This window comes from Collinsella tanakaei (assembly GCF_030373545.1).
Taxonomy (GTDB): domain Bacteria; phylum Actinomycetota; class Coriobacteriia; order Coriobacteriales; family Coriobacteriaceae; genus Collinsella; species Collinsella tanakaei_C.
Genome location: NZ_JAUDCO010000004.1, coordinates 1 through 16,644, shown reverse-complemented (window position 1 = coordinate 16,644; position 16,644 = coordinate 1). Strand labels below are relative to the sequence as shown.

General features: G+C 63.9%; 15 protein-coding genes and 1 pseudogene. All 16 read right to left on the bottom strand.

What is annotated here, in order from left to right; all coding sequences use genetic code 11:
- Nucleotides 1-3: 3 nt before the first annotated feature.
- A complete protein-coding gene (locus QUW00_RS04195) occupies nucleotides 4-459 on the bottom strand; it encodes a hypothetical protein (RefSeq protein ID WP_289613145.1) in 456 nt (151 codons plus the stop codon).
- 12 nt (nucleotides 460-471) lie between these two features.
- Nucleotides 472-1,473: an FHA domain-containing protein gene (locus QUW00_RS04190; protein WP_289613144.1), complete on the bottom strand. Its 1,002-nt coding sequence runs from the start codon at nucleotides 1,471-1,473 to the stop codon at nucleotides 472-474.
- A gap of 18 nt (nucleotides 1,474-1,491) precedes the next feature.
- Nucleotides 1,492-1,743 carry a hypothetical protein gene (locus tag QUW00_RS04185; protein WP_289613143.1) on the bottom strand — a complete coding sequence of 84 codons (252 nt, stop codon included), beginning with the start codon at nucleotides 1,741-1,743 and terminating at the stop codon, nucleotides 1,492-1,494.
- A 2-nt stretch (nucleotides 1,744-1,745) separates the two neighbouring features.
- Nucleotides 1,746-3,179, bottom strand: coding sequence for a T7SS effector LXG polymorphic toxin (locus QUW00_RS04180; protein WP_289613142.1), 1,434 nt, complete (start codon nucleotides 3,177-3,179; stop codon nucleotides 1,746-1,748).
- Between the two features lie 36 nt (nucleotides 3,180-3,215).
- Nucleotides 3,216-3,569, bottom strand: coding sequence for a hypothetical protein (locus tag QUW00_RS04175; RefSeq protein ID WP_289613141.1), 354 nt, complete (start codon nucleotides 3,567-3,569; stop codon nucleotides 3,216-3,218).
- Between the two features lie 3 nt (nucleotides 3,570-3,572).
- Entirely contained in the window at nucleotides 3,573-4,004 is a 432-nt protein-coding gene (locus QUW00_RS04170; RefSeq protein WP_289613140.1) for a DUF5082 family protein, read from the bottom strand.
- Between the two features lie 42 nt (nucleotides 4,005-4,046).
- On the bottom strand, nucleotides 4,047-5,591 hold the full coding sequence (locus QUW00_RS04165) for a T7SS effector LXG polymorphic toxin (protein WP_289613139.1): 1,545 nt from the start codon (nucleotides 5,589-5,591) through the stop codon (nucleotides 4,047-4,049).
- Between the two features lie 57 nt (nucleotides 5,592-5,648).
- Nucleotides 5,649-6,038: a hypothetical protein gene (locus QUW00_RS04160; RefSeq protein ID WP_289613138.1), complete on the bottom strand. Its 390-nt coding sequence runs from the start codon at nucleotides 6,036-6,038 to the stop codon at nucleotides 5,649-5,651.
- A 24-nt stretch (nucleotides 6,039-6,062) separates the two neighbouring features.
- Nucleotides 6,063-6,476 carry a DUF5082 family protein gene (locus QUW00_RS04155; RefSeq protein ID WP_289613137.1) on the bottom strand — a complete coding sequence of 138 codons (414 nt, stop codon included), beginning with the start codon at nucleotides 6,474-6,476 and terminating at the stop codon, nucleotides 6,063-6,065.
- 9 nt (nucleotides 6,477-6,485) lie between these two features.
- The gene (locus QUW00_RS04150; RefSeq protein ID WP_289613136.1) at nucleotides 6,486-6,806 is read right to left on the bottom strand and encodes a DUF4176 domain-containing protein; all 321 of its coding nucleotides are present in this window, start codon (nucleotides 6,804-6,806) and stop codon (nucleotides 6,486-6,488) included.
- The gene (gene essC, locus QUW00_RS04145; RefSeq protein ID WP_289613135.1) at nucleotides 6,803-11,353 is read right to left on the bottom strand and encodes a type VII secretion protein EssC; all 4,551 of its coding nucleotides are present in this window, start codon (nucleotides 11,351-11,353) and stop codon (nucleotides 6,803-6,805) included. The genes QUW00_RS04150 and essC overlap by 4 nt, the downstream gene beginning before the upstream one ends.
- A gap of 6 nt (nucleotides 11,354-11,359) precedes the next feature.
- Nucleotides 11,360-11,653 (bottom strand): WXG100 family type VII secretion target, encoded by a 294-nt coding sequence (locus QUW00_RS04140; RefSeq protein ID WP_289613134.1) that lies wholly within the window; start codon nucleotides 11,651-11,653, stop codon nucleotides 11,360-11,362.
- A gap of 422 nt (nucleotides 11,654-12,075) precedes the next feature.
- Nucleotides 12,076-13,569 carry a zinc ribbon domain-containing protein gene (locus QUW00_RS04135; protein ID WP_289613133.1) on the bottom strand — a complete coding sequence of 498 codons (1,494 nt, stop codon included), beginning with the start codon at nucleotides 13,567-13,569 and terminating at the stop codon, nucleotides 12,076-12,078.
- Nucleotides 13,570-13,626: 57 nt separating this feature from the next.
- Nucleotides 13,627-14,994, bottom strand: a complete 1,368-nt coding sequence (locus QUW00_RS04130) for a zinc ribbon domain-containing protein (protein ID WP_289613132.1) — start codon at nucleotides 14,992-14,994, stop codon at nucleotides 13,627-13,629.
- A gap of 83 nt (nucleotides 14,995-15,077) precedes the next feature.
- The gene (locus QUW00_RS04125) at nucleotides 15,078-16,088 is read right to left on the bottom strand and encodes a hypothetical protein (RefSeq protein ID WP_289613351.1); all 1,011 of its coding nucleotides are present in this window, start codon (nucleotides 16,086-16,088) and stop codon (nucleotides 15,078-15,080) included.
- 237 nt (nucleotides 16,089-16,325) lie between these two features.
- Nucleotides 16,326-16,391, bottom strand: a pseudogene (locus tag QUW00_RS04120) (zinc-ribbon domain-containing protein); the annotation flags it as partial.
- Nucleotides 16,392-16,644: the final 253 nt, after the last annotated feature.

The following is a 16,644-nucleotide window of genomic DNA, read 5'->3' as shown; positions in this document are numbered from 1 at the left end:
CTCCTAGCTCTGCATAGACGCGCGGGCGGTCTCGGCGGCACGGACGGCCGCCTCGGCGGCGCGGCGCTGCTCCTCCTGCGCGATGCGCTGCTTCTCGGCGGCGATTCCCTGCTCAAGCGACGATATCTGGGAGCGCACCTGCGCGATCTCGTCGGCCACCTGCGCCATGGCGCGTGCGGCGTTGGACGAGACGCCGGTAAAGCAGCCCTCGATTCCCCCGGAAAAGCTGCTGCCCAGCTTGGCGTCCAGATAGTCGGCCAGACCGCGCGCGAGCTTGGCGTTGCGCACCGCGCGCACCTTCGAGGCCGCCGCGCGCTTGCGGGCGAGCTGGCCCTCGAACTCCGCGCGATCGTTGTTGACCTGCGTCATGAAGCGCGCCAGGCCGTCGCGCTCCTCCTCGAGCTCACGCAGCTTCATATGGGCGCCATCGAGCTGGGATTCCATGGATGCTATGCTCATGCGAATCGCCCCCTATCGAATTTCGAACAGCTCCGACCCGAGCTGCAGGTAGTCGCCACGCGCCAGAACGGTGGGCACCCCGGGGCCCAAGCGCCTGCCGTTGACCGACACACCGTTGGTGGAGCCCAGATCGCGGATCTCGCAATGGTCGCCGGCGACGTAGAGCTCCGCGTGGCGGCGCGACAGGCCGTTGACGTCGGACAGGCAGATGGAGCAATCATCCATGCGGCCGATATCGTATGCGCCGTCGGCCAACTGCCAGCAGCAGCCGTTGGACACGCGCGTGAGAAGCCAACCGCGCGCAGCGGGAGTCGGGGCGGACGGGGCGTCCGCATACGCCGCCTGCGCACTGAACATCTGCTCGGTCACGAAGTCGCGCCCATGCATCGCGCGCGCACCCAGCGTCTCGGTGTCGACCCACAGGGGCTCGAGGTCGATGGGCTGCGGCTGTTGCTGCTGCACGAGTCCGAGCGCGGTGAGGTAGGCACTGAAATCGACGCTCGTGAACACCGTCGTACGGCGCATGTGGTCGAGCACGCTTTCGCGCAAGGCGTACTCCTGCGGCGGTACCTGGGCGTATTCGCACAGGTAGATGACGGCGTTGCGCAGGTCGTTATCCGTGGGGGCAAACGACTGCAGCGGCACGTACACGAAATACAGGCGCGCGTCGCCGGGATTGAACAGGATGTAGTCCGGGCTGGCGCTCACGCGCTGGCGCATGAGGCCGTTGTTCTCGCACTCGAGCATCAGGTCCAAAAACGAGATAAGCATGCGCTCGAGCTGGCGCGGTGCGAAGGGTTTGGTCACCGCCTGGCTGAGCGGGAACAGCCCTTGGGCGGCATAGGAGAAGCTGTAGATGCGACCCCGGTGCGTGTAGGTCAGCGGCAGCAGCGACACGAGCCGTCCGCGCTTGAGCGCCTCGGCTTCGGCATAGCCCAGCTGGTCGTCTTTGTCGCTCTCGACAAAGAACCGCTTGATGCCCGTCTTCTTGTTGTTTTTGACCTTGAACTTCACCGGACGTACCCCCGCAGGCTACACGAGCACGAAGGAGTCGCCATCGGTGAAGCCGATCTCGGCGACCGTGGAGCTGGGGTCCTGGATCTCGCCGGTGGGCACGTACATGAGGGCCGCGTCGGGCGTGGCCTCGTAGTAGTCGGGCTCCGCCACCTGCATCGCCTCGGCCACGAGCTGCGTGACCGTCTGCATCTGCATGCTCTCGGGAACCCAGAAATCATAGTGCTTGCCCGTCGAGGGCAGCAGCACATCGAACATCACCTTTGCCATACCTACCAGCTTTCGTCCGCAGCGAGGGAAGCGTCTTTTCCAATATACTCGTCGAGCTCGTTGAGCTTGCGCATCCGTTTGACGATTCTGGCGAGCTCCTTGTCGGCCTCGTCCATCTCGTAATCGACCTTGACGTTGACGGCCTTGCCCGCCTCGCCAAGGGCGCCGCGCGGGCTTCCCGTTGCGAACTCGTAGATGGCGGAGCCGCTTTTGTAAGCGACCTCGCTCTTCATGGCGGTCTCGTCATCCACCGCGTCGAAGAACACTTCCATCTGCTTGTCCTGGGTTCTTTTGACTTCGTCCAAAAACGCGCTCTGGAGCGTGTCGTCAAACTTCTTTTTTGAGCTCGTGTCGATCTTTGCCCTGCCTTCGGCCGACTCGAGATAATCTTTGACGTCTCCGAAGATTTCGCTGCCTTCCTTGCGATCGGCCCCCATGTCACTCGAAACCATCTCGTTGAGCTGGTCGGCACGGCGCTTCGTATCCATCATGCTCGTGCCGGTACCAATGAGACCTGCCCCCAAACCGAACAGCTTGGCCGAGACGGGCGCAGAGGCGCCAGCAGTCTGAATAAACCCGTAGACGGACAGCGCGAAAAGCCCCATGGATACCATAACGCCCACGACGCCATTGCCCGCTTTGCGCTCGGATTGCTCGATCCATGAGCGCTGCAGGCGCTCCTTCTCCTTTTCCAGCGCATCGAGCTGAGACGCCACGACGATAGCTGCCGCATCATCCTGGTAGCTGCGGCACTTCTCCGCGATGCCCTCGACGCCCGCGCTGTCCACCAGCGAGGAGAACGTCGCGGAATTGAACGAGGCCATCGAGGGAGAGATCTCGGAGAAGCTCGCCAGCAACGACGACAGGGCAGACTCCATCTCGTTGAAACCCGAGGACTCGCTCGCGAAGGCGCGCGCCGCGCCCGCCTCGATATCGGCGATGCCCTCCCGGACCCGCTTGGTTTTTTCCACCTGCGTCGCTATCTCGTCTTGGATGGCGGCCGCCGACGGAAAGGAGAACGTGATGCCCGCGGGCAGAAGGTTTTGGGCCTTCGTCAGCTCCCGCTGGGCGTCGCTCAGGTTCTCGTCCTTGACGGTCTTGAGCTTCGCGTTGGCGTTTTTCAGGACGTTCGAAGGCCACTGGGCGTTGTCGTGATGCTCCGCGATCGGGGCCTGGGAAAACTTGCTGTAATACTGGGTGGCGTACTCCGCACGCAGCTGGTCTGCCGCAAGCTGCAGGTACGACAGCAGCTTGCGGTGGGCGTCAAAATAGCTCTTGATCGAAGCGGCGGTGGCGCCCTGGAACGACTCGAGGCCGACGAGTTTGTTCATCTTGCTATCAAGCCGGTCGGCAGCCTCGGCAAGCTGCTCGCAGAACAGCGTGTAGTCGTTCTCCAGCGAAATAACCTCCGCGTATTTTACGTTGTATGCCGCCATGCTCGCCTCCGTCTCGCGGCTCGTCTCCCGACAGGATCACGCCTTGCGCTGCTGCTGTTTTTCCAGCACATCGCTATAGGCCGAGCCCTTTGCGGGACATATCTTGCGATTATCGTAGATGGTGCCGGCGTACTCCTCGGCGAGCTTGCTGTCCATGTCACCGAACGAGGTCGACGTCGCCATCAGGCGGAAGCTGTCGTTTTCCAGCAGCTCCTCGTACTGCTTCTTGAGCTTCTTCAGCTTTTTGACGCGCTTGACGAATACGTCCATCGCCTCGGACTCCGACGAGGGCTTCTCGATGCGCGGCGTGACGGCTTCCAGCTTTTCGGCAGCCTTCTCGATACCCAGATGGGTGTCGGTGAACTCCTCGAAATTGACCTTGATCTCCATAGGCTACTTCCCCACCATTATCGAGCCATCGAGCAGCGCCTTGAGGCTGAAACGGTTCCTGCCGATCCGTGCGTCCAAGGTCGCCATGTCGGATTGGCAGCCACGCGCCTGATTGTTCAGCTCCTCCATCTTCTGGGTGATCTGCGCTTCCAGAAGATCGATGTTCTCGACGTACCTCGCGGTGCGGCGAACGATGTCGCCGTCCATCGCGTTGTCAAACCCGCGCCGGCGCTTTCCGCGCCACGACGAGCTTGGTTCCAGGTTGCGCAGAGCCTGCAGGCCGGCCTGCGCGTCACGCTTCGCCTTCCGAACGTGCTCACGGACCTCGACGAGCTGATCTACCTGCCGCTGGAGAGCAGTCCAGGTACTTTTCTTCTGGTCGTACGCCGCCTCATCGGCCTTTATCGTGCATCGCAGCTCGGATTCACTCGCCATGCGCACACCTCTCGTCACATCCGTCTTCCGCCAGCGAAAGCACTACCACATCGGTCCCGTGTAGTTGCCGGCGTTCTCTCTCAGGCTCTCAAGTTGATTGGTGCGCTCCAGGCAATCGTCGAGCACCTCGTCGCACTTGTCGCACTTGTAGTCGGCGACCATGGAAGTAACCTCGCCGGCGGCGCCGATAACACTTCCCGGACTCACCGGGTTTCCCGAGATTACCTGGTCGGATACATAGTCGAGCGTCTGGTTTTTTACGAACTTCGCCCCGTCAACGAACAGCTCATCTTCCGGAGAATCCGCATAGGCGTCCTTCATCTGGTCAATCAGCATGTCTGAAGCGGTGTTCACCACATTGGCCATGCCCTTATCAAGGCTCTGGTCGGCGCGGTCGCCAAAGTACTCCGCCGTCCTTTCCCCGATCGTATTGCTCTGCTTATCTATGAAGTCAGCGGCTTCGTCAAGGTCCGAGAGGCTGTCACCGACATCCGAGAGATAGCCCTGGGCGTCCTGAATCTTATCGACCCGCTTCTGGCCTTCCTCGCCGGTACCCCATGCGAGCACCTCGTTATCCCCAGTGTAGTAGTTGCCATTCCGAATAGCGGCGTTCTCCCGCATGCGCCCGCCGATACTCGACAGCTCGTTGACCGTCGTCGCCGTAAGGCCGGCAACGGCGAGCACGAGCAACGGCGTGGAGGCGCCGCCCGTGGCAACAGTCGCCACAGCAGCACCGGCGATCGTCAGCACCGAGCCAATCGTGCCCAGCACGTTCCACCAGGCTTTCTCCTCCGCCGCCTCCTTGGCCTCGCGCTCGATGCGCGTCTGCGCCTGGGTGATGCTATCCTGTTGGGACTGGACGGTGACCTCGGCGTTCTCGGTCTGGTTGACCACCGAGGCGTTGTACGCCTCACGCAGGCCCGAGGAGTCGAGCACCGACGAGAAGGCGCCGCTCTGGTAGCCCGCCATGCCCACCACGCCGTTGGTGCAGGCGCCCATGGCATTGGAGAGCGCGACGGCCAGGGTCTCGAACTCGCCGCCCGCATCGGTGAACAGGCTCACGCCGTACTGTTCGTTTTCGGCAACGCCCTCATCGGTCTTGTTGGTAAGCTCCACCTCGGAGGACACCAGCTCGCGCACGCTCGAGGACGAGGGAATCGAATAGCTCCCCAGGCCGGACAGGATGCTCGTCGCCTTCGCGAGCTGCGTTTCGGCGCTTTCCAGATGCGCGCTTTGAGCGCTCTCCAGATCCGATACGTAGCTCGTCATGGCGTCGTGCGGCCAGCGGGCATTGTCGACCGACTCGTTGATGGGATCCTTCATGAACCGCTCGTAATACAGGGCGTAGTCTGTGGCGAGCTGACCCATCAGCGCGCTCAGCGCAGGCAGCAGGTAGGTCTGGTGCACCTCCTGGTAGTACGTCTTGGCCTTAGTCGCCGCCGAGCCGCTAAACGACGCGAGTCCCGTGACGCCCTGGACGTCCAGGCTCAGGTCCTGGATCATGTCGTCGATCTCGCCCCTGATCGTCGCGTAGTCGTTTTGCATGTTCTGGACGTCGGTATACAGGACGTCAAAAGATCCCGCCATGGTCTCCCCTTTCGCGTCCGCCGCGCATGGCGCAAACGGCAGCTCTCTCGTCGCGGCTTACGCTTTGACTTCCCCATCGCCGCCCGTCAAGAAATCTTCGATGTGCTCCTGCACGGCATGGCGGATGCCATCGCGCACGCCGCTGAGCCCATGCTCCTCCACATAGTCGGAGAAGGTGTCGACCGCGTAGATGAGGGAATTCTCGATATCGGTCTGGCGAAGCTCCTGCGCGGTCTTCTGCAGCTGCTCGTTGTCGTTTTGCAGCAACTCGGCGTACTGGTTCTTCAGCTGCTTGACGTAGTTCACGCGCGCCTTGAACTGCTCGAGCGCCTGCGAGGTGGACGAGGTATCGCTCAGCGTGCCATCGAGGCCCTTGAAGTAATCGCTGTCGTGCTCGAGCATGTCGTGCTGCTCGGTAAACGCCTCGTAATCGATTGAGATTTCCATGGTCTATCTCCCCATCGCACCGTGTCAGTCGCCGTCGGTGAGCTCTTGGATGCTCTTCGTGAGGTTCGAGATGCCCTCCTCGGCCTTGGAGATCACCAGCGTGAAGTAGTCGACCTGCGTGTACAGATCGGCGATCTCGCAGAAAAGCGCCCAGCCGAGGCCCCCCAAGCCGTCGACGAAGGTGTCGGCCTTGTCGGTGATGCACTCGATGCCGCTGTCGGCGCCATTGCGGCGCTTGCCGACCCAGCGGTCGTCGATATCGATCTTCTTGACGGCCCCCTTGAAGTCCTTCGCATAGCCCTTCGCGGCATCGACATACCCCTTGGCCTCCTCGAGCTGCTTGATGCGGTCGAAAAGCCTGGTGTTGTTCGCCTTGGCGTTCTCGTACGATTGCTGCAGTTGGCTGATCTGGCTTCTCAGCTCGGCTTCAGTCGGCATAGGAATCGCCTACCACTCTTCGTTGGGCTGCGGGTTGGCGCGCGGCACGGTCACCTTCGGCAGAATCTCGGCGATTTCTGCGAGCGCCTTCGCGTCGTCATCATTGCGGTAGCCCTCGAACAGCACCTCGTCGATGCAGTCGTGGTTGGAATACACCACCGCGTCGCCAATCAGGCCCTCGGGATACAGACAGAAGGAGTAGTCGTAGTACTCCTTGGAACCGTCGTCTTTGGTCATCACGAGCGCACGGCCGATGACCATCATGGTCTTCTGGCTTCCGCGCAGGCGAACAACCGAACCCAACGGCAAAAACTCAGGACATTCAATCATTTGGAACCCTCCTCGGTCGTGTCATCCCTCAGGGAAACCAAGCGTACGAGACGCGGCGCGCCGCCCTCGACGAAGTAGCCGCGGCCGCTGCGCATGGCGGTGTCCGGCTGCATGCCGGACATGTAATTGGTGGAAAGCGTGGTCTGCGCGTCCATGCCCGGACCGATCCACAGGCCGTCCTTGTTGGTGAGGTGGGCCTTGAACCAGTCCTCGTAGCCGTAGCTCACGTCGGCCACGGCGTCGATGAGCAGCAGGCGGACCGCTCCGGTAAGCGGCAGGCCCTGCAGCAGGCGCTTGAGCTCGTTGGCGACATCGAAAGGCGCCGCCGTGAGCATCGTGCCGATGCCGGAGATGACGATCAGGAGGTTGCGCGGCGCGTCCTTGCCGGCCTGGGCGAGCGCGTTTTGCAGGTAGCCGCCGGCGAGCTCGGCCTTGCGCGTGGCGTAGACGCAGCCCGCGGGCTTTTCGGATCCGAGCAGCTGCGCGATGTCGAGCACCGCGACCTCCCAGCCGGCAAGGGCCGTGGAAGCCTGAACGAACGAGCGCATGAAATCGATGCCGCAGCGCCGGCGAATGAACAGGGCGCGCGCCATGACGGCTTCCTCGAAGTCAAAGCTCGCAAGCCCGAGCGTGTCCTCGAAGATGCCGAAGGGCACTGCGCCTGCAGGCGCGGGACGTGCGCACAGAAGCTGCGGCGTGACCTGGGCGGGCACGGTCGGGATAGCGGGCGCGGACGGGATGTGCTCCGCGGCCGCACGCGCGGCCAGGTTGGCGGCGAGGGTCGAGGCGCACCCGTAGTCATCGCCGTCGTCCGTGAGATGCGCCGTCTGGAACTCCAGGATCGCGTCGTCGACCTTGACCAAGCCGCGACCGAAGCCGCGCGGGGCGGCGATGCCGTGCATGGAGCCGAAGATCATCGTGTAGTCGGTCTGGTCGGCAAGGTTGACCGCCAGCACCTGGCGGAACGACTGGCGCATGCGCACGCGCACCGAGGAGGTACCGTCGGCCGTCATGACGAGGTGGATGCCGTAGCGGCCCGCCTCGCGCACGAAGCGCACCATGCGGTCCTCGAGCTTGGGATAGGCCTCGAGGAACGCGGCGATGTCGTTGACGACCACCAGGATGGCGGGCATCTGGCCCCCGGCCTGCAGGTAGCGCGCAAACGATCCGCCGTACTCGGACAGTGCGCTGCGGCGGCTCGCCTGGATGGACTCGATGAAGTCGAAGAAGCGCCCGACCTTCTCCTCCTCGGCGACGCATACGATATCGCCGACCTGCGGCGCGGCGGCAAAGGCACGCAGGGCCTCGCTGCCGAAGTCAAGCGCGTACACGTTGAGGGAGCGCGGGCCGAAGGTGCGCAGCAGGCTGTAGAGCACCGCGTTCAAGACGAGCTCGACGCCCGCATCGGCCGCGCCGTAGACAAGGGCGCTGCCGCCTTCGGTGAGCGGCAGGGTCAGCGCGAACTGACGCTGGTGCTCGGGGTCGTCCAGCTCGCCGATGACAGGGTTCAGGGCGAAGGAGGCCGCATCGGCGGAGCCGCCGGCGACGCGGCGGTACTTGGAGGCGATCTCGTCCACCGTGATCAGGTCAGGTACCGGCTCCAGCCACAGTTGGCGGGCGCGCACGCCCTCCTGCTCGGCGACCTGCTGGACCAGCTTCAGGACCGCAACGGACTCGGGCATGTCCTCACCGGTGGCCAAAGACCGGTCGGGCTTGATGCTCACGAGCGTGCGACCGGTGTCGGACACGAGCGTCACGGCCTCGTCGACCGAGGTCGTGAAGCGGCTCTTGGGGGCATAGCGCGTGCCCGCATAGGCGGCCTGACCGAGCGCGAAGTGCTCGTTGTAGCCCACGAGCAGGTAGAAGCGACCCGCTTGGGTGAGCGCCGCCGCGTCGGGGCGACGGATCATCTCGCGGGAATCGGCCTCGTCGGCCACCTTCAGGCACACCTTGAAGCGCGCGTTGGACCAGATCTGGTCGTTGACCACGCCGCTGGGCTTCTGCGTGGCCAGGATGAGGTGCACGCCGAGCGAACGGCCGATGCGCGCCGCCGAGATGAGCTCGTCCATGAACTCAGGCTCCTGCTGCTTGAGCTCGGCGAACTCGTCGGCAACGATAAACAGGTGCGGGCAGGGCTCGGTGACGCGCTCCTGGCGGAACAGGTCCAGATAGGTGTAGATATCGACGTTGTCGCCGCCCACGATGTCGCGCGCGCGGTTGAACAGCGCCTGGCGGCGCTTGAGCTCGCTTTGGATGGACACGAGGCTGCGCGTGATGGCCGCACCGTCCAGATTGGTGATGACGCCGGCGAGGTGCGGCAGGCGCACGTGCTCGTTGTCGAAGGCCTTCGCCAGGCCGCCGCCCTTGTAGTCGATGAGCACGAAGGCGACGTCGTTGGGCGAGTAGGTGACCGCCATCGACAGGATGTAGGTAATGATGAACTCAGACTTGCCCGAACCCGTCGTGCCGGCGATAAGGCCGTGGGGGCCGTGGAACTTCTCGTGGAGGTTCAGCAGGAACGGCTCGCCCGTCGCGTCGACGCCCACCGGGGCGGCGAGACTCGCCGAAGCGTTGGACTCGCGCCAGCGCTGGGCGATGCTCAGATGCTCGATACTGCCCGCGTGCTCCATCTCGAGGAAGCCCAGGCGCTGCGGGATGTTGCTCGTCTCGGTCTTGATGTCGAGACGGATCTTGCCCATGGAGAACGCGAAGCCCTGCGCGAGCTCGCGTCCCAGCTCGATATCGGAGGAGAACTGCTTGCGCGCACCCGAAGGATCGTCGCGGTCGAGCAGGTAGGAACCGGACTGCTCGAGGCCGATCACGCTGCGGCAGGCGCGGGGCAGGTCGCGCATCTCGCCGGCGCAGGCGATCAGCGAGACGCCCAGGTTGTCGCGCTCGGCGCCCAGGGCGCGCACGATATCGGACTTGTCGGCGATCTCCTCGGACGCGCAGACCACCACGTAGTAGGGATGGGCGTCGCGCGCCTCGGCTTTGGTCTCCTGGGCGCGCCTGACCTCGAGCACGCGCTCCATGAACATGCTGAGCTCGGCCGTCTCCTCCAGACCGAAGGCCACGTAGCGCATGGTGCGATCGTCCGAGAAGCAGTGCGGCAGGTGCAGCGCGAAGGCCCACTCGTCGCGCTCCGCCTCGTCGGCGAGCACGATGAGCTTGACGTCCTCGTAGCTGTGCAGGGCAGCGATCTGGACGATCATGCCGCGCACGAACGACCGGACGCGCGGCGCGGCGCCGATCACGCCGGCGACGTTCTTCTCGATCAGGGGGAACGCCAGCGGCACGTCGGTGAGCACGCGCGGCGTGGCCGCCTGCTCGTCCACCGCACGGCGGATCTCGTCGTCCTCCATCGTGAAGTGCTGCTCGGGAAAGCGGATGTTGGCCTGCAGGGGCTCCGTGCCGGTGCCGATGCGCACGTCGAGGTAGTCGGCGTGCAGCGGCGTGCGCTCCATGAGCTTGGCGTCGCCGGTGTAGGCGCGGTTTAGGCACTCCTGAACCGAGATGCGGTTCTCACTCAGGATCTCGCGCTGCAGGCGCTCCTCTTCGGAGACCTCGGTGAGCACGCGGCTCAGGTACTGCGAGTAGGCGGCGCGGCGCTGGGATTCCTTCTGCGCGCGCCGCTTCTTCTGGCTGCGCGAGTTGGCGATGGGCCAGATCACGCTGCCCGACAGCATGGCCGCGGCCATGCCGGCCGTAAGGATCGACGGCATGATGGCCAGCGAGAGCAGCGACACCAAGGCCATGATGGCCGACGGTCCGATACGGGAGGCGAGCGACGTCTCCTCTTCGGGCTCACGCTGGGGCGGGGCGTCGATCACGAAGTCCTTCGGCTCGATGGCGCGCACGAAGCGCAGTGCCGGGTAGAAGCACTCGCGCTCGCACTTGGGGATATCGTCACGCGGGACGGGCGCGGCGGCGCGATACTGGACGAAGTCCGGTGAGACCGCGACAAGGCCGCCGGGATTGTTGCACGAAAACAGGCCGGAGCCGACCGTGATGTGCAGGTTGAGCAACGAGACGACATCGCCAAAAGCGAGCTCATGGGTACGGCGCGCGGGGATGCGCCACCCGTTTACGAACACGCCGTTTGCCGAATCCAAGTCCTCGACCGTCCATGCGCCGCCCGAATAGGTGAAGCGCGCGTGGTGCTCCGAGACGAAATGCGTCGTGTAGACGACCGCGTTGTCCTCGCCGCGGCCCACGACGAACTGGATATCGCCGTGGAAGCCGTAGGTCTGGCTCATGCGCGACCCGGCGTTGTCCGGATAGAACATGAGGCACCACACGTGGTATGCGCCGTCCTCGAGGTTGAGGACGGCGCGCTTGGTCGGATCGAGCTCGATACGGCTCGGCGCGCCACCGCCCGTTCCGCGAACGTGCACGGCGGTATGAGGCTCGATGCGCCAACGGCCGTCGACGCCCTCGACAAACGCGAGGCGCGACCCTGCCGCATCTTCTATCCAATGGCCGCCGGTGACATTCGCGGGAAGCGCGACCGTGTTCAGGCGGTCACGCGAAAGGACGGTGACGATCATAAGCTGTTATGCCCTCCAGCCGGAAGCGATCTGGGCATCCTGCTCGCGCATGTTGCGGGCGGTGTCGTTCAGGGCCTTGGCGATCTCCTCGAGGAGCTGCTGAGCCTTCTGCATGCTGGGCTTGAAGTCGCTCTCATAGCGCTCGGCGTAGGACTTGGATGCCTCGCCCTCCCACTCGGACTGCAGCGTGGAAAGCAGGTTGTTCATGTTGTTGATGACCTGGCCGATGTTGCTGGCCTCGGTACGAGCCTGGTTGGCGCGCTGGTCCATTGTGTCCGGATCGATGCGAATGTTGGCCATGGTAGCCGCCTTTCTCTCGTGTGCGCCGCGGCGCACGGTTTGCTGATTATTGTGGGGCACCCTCGGGTGGGGCCGCTGTTGCGCAACACGACCGCTAGGTCAGCGGACATCGGCCGGTAACAACCGATTCGTTCCTTGCACCGAGCGTGGCGTGCGGCCGTGCGCGACACCGTCAGTATCCAGCGCGGAGGGCGCCGTTCGTTGCGCAACAATGGGTTGATTGGGGACGTGTTCCAACCAACCCATGGCGCAACAATGGGTTGGTTGGAACACGTCCCCAACCAACCCATACCAAAAGGCCCGAGCGCTTGGCCCGGGCCTTCGACTGGATGGATGAAAGGAAATGGGTTGAACGGAACACGTCCCCAACTAACCCATGGGGATGGGTTGGATGGAACACGTCCCCATCTGACCCATCTGACCTACTCGTAGGAGATCGGCACGCCGTCCTCATCGATCATAAAGGCGTCGGCGCGCCCGTCGGGCTCGGACATCGAGCCCTCGTAGGCGACGAGTCGACCGTCGAAGTCGTAGATGCTGTACAGCCCGATGTCTTCGTATGCAATCGCGGTCTCGGATACGATCTCGCCCGAGCCATCGAGCGCCATCTCGCTCAGCCGGAACTCGAAGGGCCCCTCCATCGTGCGGTAGGACAGCACCACAAGCGCGGTGTTATCGCGCACGGAAACCAGCTGGACCAGCTCCGCATCGGAGGGCAAGGTCGCGAAGTCGATGGCGGTTTGGGCATCGCTGCCGTCCTCGTTCATCGAGACGAGGCGGTACGCCTCCCCGCCGGTCTCGAGCACATAGAGCTTGCCGGCGTTGCGCATGAACGACGAGATGCTCCCGCCCGAGGTCGTATACACGCGCTCTATACCCGTACCGTCAAGGTTTTGCAGGTACAGCTCGGTATAGACGGTCTCCTCATCCTGATAGAGATACCTTCCCGGCGCATAGCCCATGCAATCCGGCCAAAGCGCAAGGCGCGCACCGTCTTCCCTACGGATAAGCCCGAGGTTCTCGAGGTTCCCGCCGTCTGAATCCATGCAGACGATCTGCTGCTCCTCGTTTTTCGGGTTGTAGTACGTCGTGCGGATGACCGTGTACACCTTGCCGTCCCGTGCATAGGGCACCAAGAAGATGCCAACGACGATGTCGTCATTGTCGTAGTTGCCCGCCTCAAGCGAGAAGATCACCGTATCGTTTGATCCGTCGGTGCGGATGCGGTGCATCTCCGCCAGGTCGTCCTCGAGCGACATGCCGTGTCGGCTGGCGTCGCTGCGCAGATAGCTCAGACAGAAGTACAGGTCGTCGCCATCGAGACTCAGCGCGCTCAGGGTGAAGACCGGCGAGTCGCTGCCCAACACGACTGGGTAGATGAGCTTCACGCCCGATCCGTCGACGGCTGCACGCACGATACCGCCGTGCTCGGGGCTGAAGTAGTAATCATAGGTTCCGTCGGTCACGATGTCGCCGGTGTTGAACTCCGGGGTCTCGACGGGAGAAAGCTGGCCGACGCCGGGCAGCGATTGCTTGATCGAATCGGGCGCGAAGGCCGCAAACAGCGCGATGGCGCCGACGACCAAGATGGCAGCCGCAGCGGCAACGAGCGCTATGCGCGCGCCGCGGCGCTTGGGCGGCGTCGATGCGGTAGCAAGGCTTGCCGGCTGCTGCAGGTCACCGGGGACGGAAGCCGGTGGTGTTTGAGGGGGCACCGGGGCGGACGTGTCTGTCGGGACGGGGCCACCTGAGGGCGCGGGCTCCGCGGCGTCGTCGGGTACCGCCGGCTCCGCCGCCGCCTCAGGCGTCGGCGCTTCCGCGGGCTTTGCCTCGACACCCCTGATGAGCTCGGCGCCGCACAGCGGGCAGAACTTCGCGGTATCGGATATCTTTCCTCCGCATGCGGGACAAAACATCGCGTCCTCCTTCGCGTCGCGCTCCCCCGTCGAGGCCGGCGTCCGCCATGCCCCCGATTACGCCACCTCGTCGAGCGGATACTCGACCATGTTCGAGCCGTCGTAGTTTATCGACACAAGGCGGCCACACGTAGCGCCAGCATACTGGCCGTTCTCCGCGATCAGCAACCTGCCGCCGGCGCTGGTGAACGTGGGGTTGTACAGGTCAAGGTCGGCAGCCAGGACCTCGACCTCCCCACCGTCGACAGGCAGCCGCAGCAGATCCCACGTGACGATTTCGAGGGTGTCGGCATTCGACTCCCAGCTCTGCAGGTACAGCGCACCGTCGGCAACGGCGACCAGATACGCACCCTCCTGCGCCGGAGGCTCGTAGAGCTTCGTCGGGTCCGAACCGTCCGTCCCCACCGAGGAGATGACGGTGTAGCCGTTGGCCGACTCATAGAAGTACAGGCGCCCGTCCCAGATGCCAAGGTCCATGACGGAACCCACCGAGCTGCGATACAGCTCCTTGAAGTCGCCGCCGTCAAGCGACATGCTGTTGATCGTGCCTGTCGTGGACCCCGTCGAGCTGTATTCGTTTTGCGCGTAGTAGACGCGGTCGGGCGTCACGACGACACCGCGATAGCTCGCGTTACCCGGGATCGTGCCGTGCTCTTGCACATCGGACCCGTCGGCGTTCATGGTGATGATGGTCGTATACGTGTCGTTGTTCTCGTCGCGCGTAACGGAGGCCAGCAGGTACAGAACATGGTCGTACACGACGATGCTTTCGATATTCGACCAACCACCGGAATCGGCCGTGTAGCCCTCGCCCTTGAATATGACCGTGTCGCCCGTGCCGTCGGTTTTGATAGCATGCAGCTCAGGTGCCACGCTCCCGTCCATATAATTGCGCAGGACGAAAAAGACCGTGTCTCCGTCGACCGCGAGCGCCGGAGCATAGGTGGTCTCGACGTCGACCGGGTAGATGAGCTCGACGCTCGATCCGTCGGGCTTGGCACGGCAGACGCCGCCGGCCTTCGAGCTGAAGAAGATGTCGTACTCGCTCGTCGTGGCGCTGGGCCCGTTGGCAAGCGACGAGTTGGAAGCCGTCTCGTCGTCTGCGGCCGTGCTGCCACCGAAGATGCGCGGCAGGACCAAAGCCGCCGCGACGCCCGCCACGAGTACGAGAACAACGGCCGCCGCGATGATGAGGGGCGTGCGTCGGCGCTTGGGAGCGGCCACGGCAGGGGCGGGCTGCTGCGGGGGCGCCGGCGCGGCGGGTGTGGGCTGCTGTGGGGCCGCCGGCGCGGCGGGCGCAGGGTCGCTCGCGGGCGCCGCGGACCCGGACGCGGGCGCTACGGCGCGTACATCCACCGTCGCCCCGCAGGCAGGGCAGAACTTCGCGGTGTCAGGAATCTGGTTTCCGCATTTCGAACAGAACATGGTCCCTCAGCCTCCTGGGGTCTCGTAACGAGCCATCGCATGCAGCGGAACGACGCGTCGCATGCGCCGTCCCTTGAAATCCCCTAGTACGGGTATGCCTTGTAGACGGTGGATATCGACCCGTCGTACTTCAGGTTATAGGCACCGTACGCCGCGCCCTTGGTATCCATCGCCCCCATGATGACCAGCAGGTGATCGCCCGCATCGACAACGTACGGGTTGGCGTTAATCGGCTCCAAGGTACCGATCTGCTCGGGCGTCGCCCCCTCTTTGAGGGGCACCGTATAGAGCGTCATGGCCTCCGAGATGGCGGCGGAGTTTTCCGGACCGTTATCAGTGAAGTACGCCTTGCCGTCCACGATCGTCACCAAGCGGTCATAGATCCACGTATCCGAGGCAACGCGGTACAGCTCCTTGGCATCCGAGCCGTCGGGATTCATGGAAGCTAGGTAGCCGCCCGAAGATCCGCTGCACCATACATAGAGCCGATCGCAATACAGCACCGGCCTGCTGGTCGTATCGCATCCGCTGCGATAGATGCGCGTGGGCTGCGGCGCGTCGTACGGCTGAACGTACACATCGCCCTCGGATGAGTAGTACACCGCATCCGGAGCCAGTGCGATGCTTCCGTAAGACATGTCGTTGACCTGCGCAATCGTCTGAACATCGGAGCCGTCGAGACCCATACGCAAAACGTAATAGGTCGCGGCCTCGGCATTCGAATTGGCGTATCCCATGTCGACCAGCACATACAGCTGATCGTCAAACACGCATGCCGAGGAGATGTACGCATTGGTATCGTCCAGCGCCCGACCGGGCTCGTACACGGTCTTGCGGTCCGAACCGTCAAGGCTGACGCAGCGCAACGCGATGGGATAATCGCTCGCGTACGGGGCGGTGATGTAGTACACGTATTGGTCGCTTGCGCACAACACGTAGAGGTAGCCGTACTCGTCGGCCTGCTCAGCGATCTTCTGGGGAGCTTCCGACCCGTCGGCCTTTGCGCGCATGAGGCCCTCGGTCTCTGGATCCCAGCAGAAGTCATAGCCGCCCGCGCTCGCAGCCGTCCCGTTACCAAAGGCGGAATTCATCATGGCGACTTCGTTTTCAGACGGGCCGGCGGACAGCAGCCTCCACGCAGCAAAGCCGCCCGCCGCCAGTACCGCCACCGCGACCAGGACAATTCCCACGATAAGCAGCGGACTGCGCGGGCGCTTCGTCGCCGCCGAAGACGGCGCCGGAGCCGTGGGAGCTGCCTGCGGAGGCGCCGGAGCCGTGAGAGGCGCCGAGGCAGCGGGCGCAGACGGACCGACCTGTCGCTCCGCCAGCGGCGCTCCGCACGCAGGACAGAATTTCGCGCCGTCAGCGAGTTGGCATCCACATGATGGACAAAACATGGCCGCCCCAATCTCCGCACCGTTTTTTATAGAATCGCACGATTGGAGCACAGGAGCGTTGCGCAACTCGTTTCTTCGGCCAACAACCCCGCAGAATAAAGCAAACGTTTAGCGGACGCGTGGGGGGATGGTTGGGGACGATGGTTGGGGACGCGTTCGTTCCATCCCATAGCCGAATGGTTGGGGACGCGTTCGTTCCATCCCATAGCCGGATGGTTGGGGACGCGTTCGTTCCATCCCATAGCCGGATGGT

Bases quoted from the DNA above. Each gene is read 5' to 3' on its own strand.
- QUW00_RS04165 (WP_289613139.1), bottom strand. From the start codon at position 5,591: ATGGCGGGATCTTTTGACGTCCTGTATACCGACGTCCAGAACATGCAA.
- QUW00_RS04175 (WP_289613141.1), bottom strand. From the start codon at position 3,569: ATGGAGATCAAGGTCAATTTCGAGGAGTTCACCGACACCCATCTGGGT.
- QUW00_RS04130 (WP_289613132.1), bottom strand. From the start codon at position 14,994: ATGTTCTGTTCGAAATGCGGAAACCAGATTCCTGACACCGCGAAGTTC.
- QUW00_RS04170 (WP_289613140.1), bottom strand. From the start codon at position 4,004: ATGGCGAGTGAATCCGAGCTGCGATGCACGATAAAGGCCGATGAGGCG.
- QUW00_RS04160 (WP_289613138.1), bottom strand. From the start codon at position 6,038: ATGGAAATCTCAATCGATTACGAGGCGTTTACCGAGCAGCACGACATG.
- QUW00_RS04195 (WP_289613145.1), bottom strand. From the start codon at position 459: ATGAGCATAGCATCCATGGAATCCCAGCTCGATGGCGCCCATATGAAG.
- QUW00_RS04180 (WP_289613142.1), bottom strand. From the start codon at position 3,179: ATGGCGGCATACAACGTAAAATACGCGGAGGTTATTTCGCTGGAGAAC.
- QUW00_RS04135 (WP_289613133.1), bottom strand. From the start codon at position 13,569: ATGTTTTGTCCCGCATGCGGAGGAAAGATATCCGATACCGCGAAGTTC.
- QUW00_RS04140 (WP_289613134.1), bottom strand. From the start codon at position 11,653: ATGGCCAACATTCGCATCGATCCGGACACAATGGACCAGCGCGCCAAC.
- QUW00_RS04155 (WP_289613137.1), bottom strand. From the start codon at position 6,476: ATGCCGACTGAAGCCGAGCTGAGAAGCCAGATCAGCCAACTGCAGCAA.
- QUW00_RS04150 (WP_289613136.1), bottom strand. From the start codon at position 6,806: ATGATTGAATGTCCTGAGTTTTTGCCGTTGGGTTCGGTTGTTCGCCTG.
- essC (WP_289613135.1), bottom strand. From the start codon at position 11,353: ATGATCGTCACCGTCCTTTCGCGTGACCGCCTGAACACGGTCGCGCTT.
- QUW00_RS04185 (WP_289613143.1), bottom strand. From the start codon at position 1,743: ATGGCAAAGGTGATGTTCGATGTGCTGCTGCCCTCGACGGGCAAGCAC.
- QUW00_RS04125 (WP_289613351.1), bottom strand. From the start codon at position 16,088: ATGATGAATTCCGCCTTTGGTAACGGGACGGCTGCGAGCGCGGGCGGC.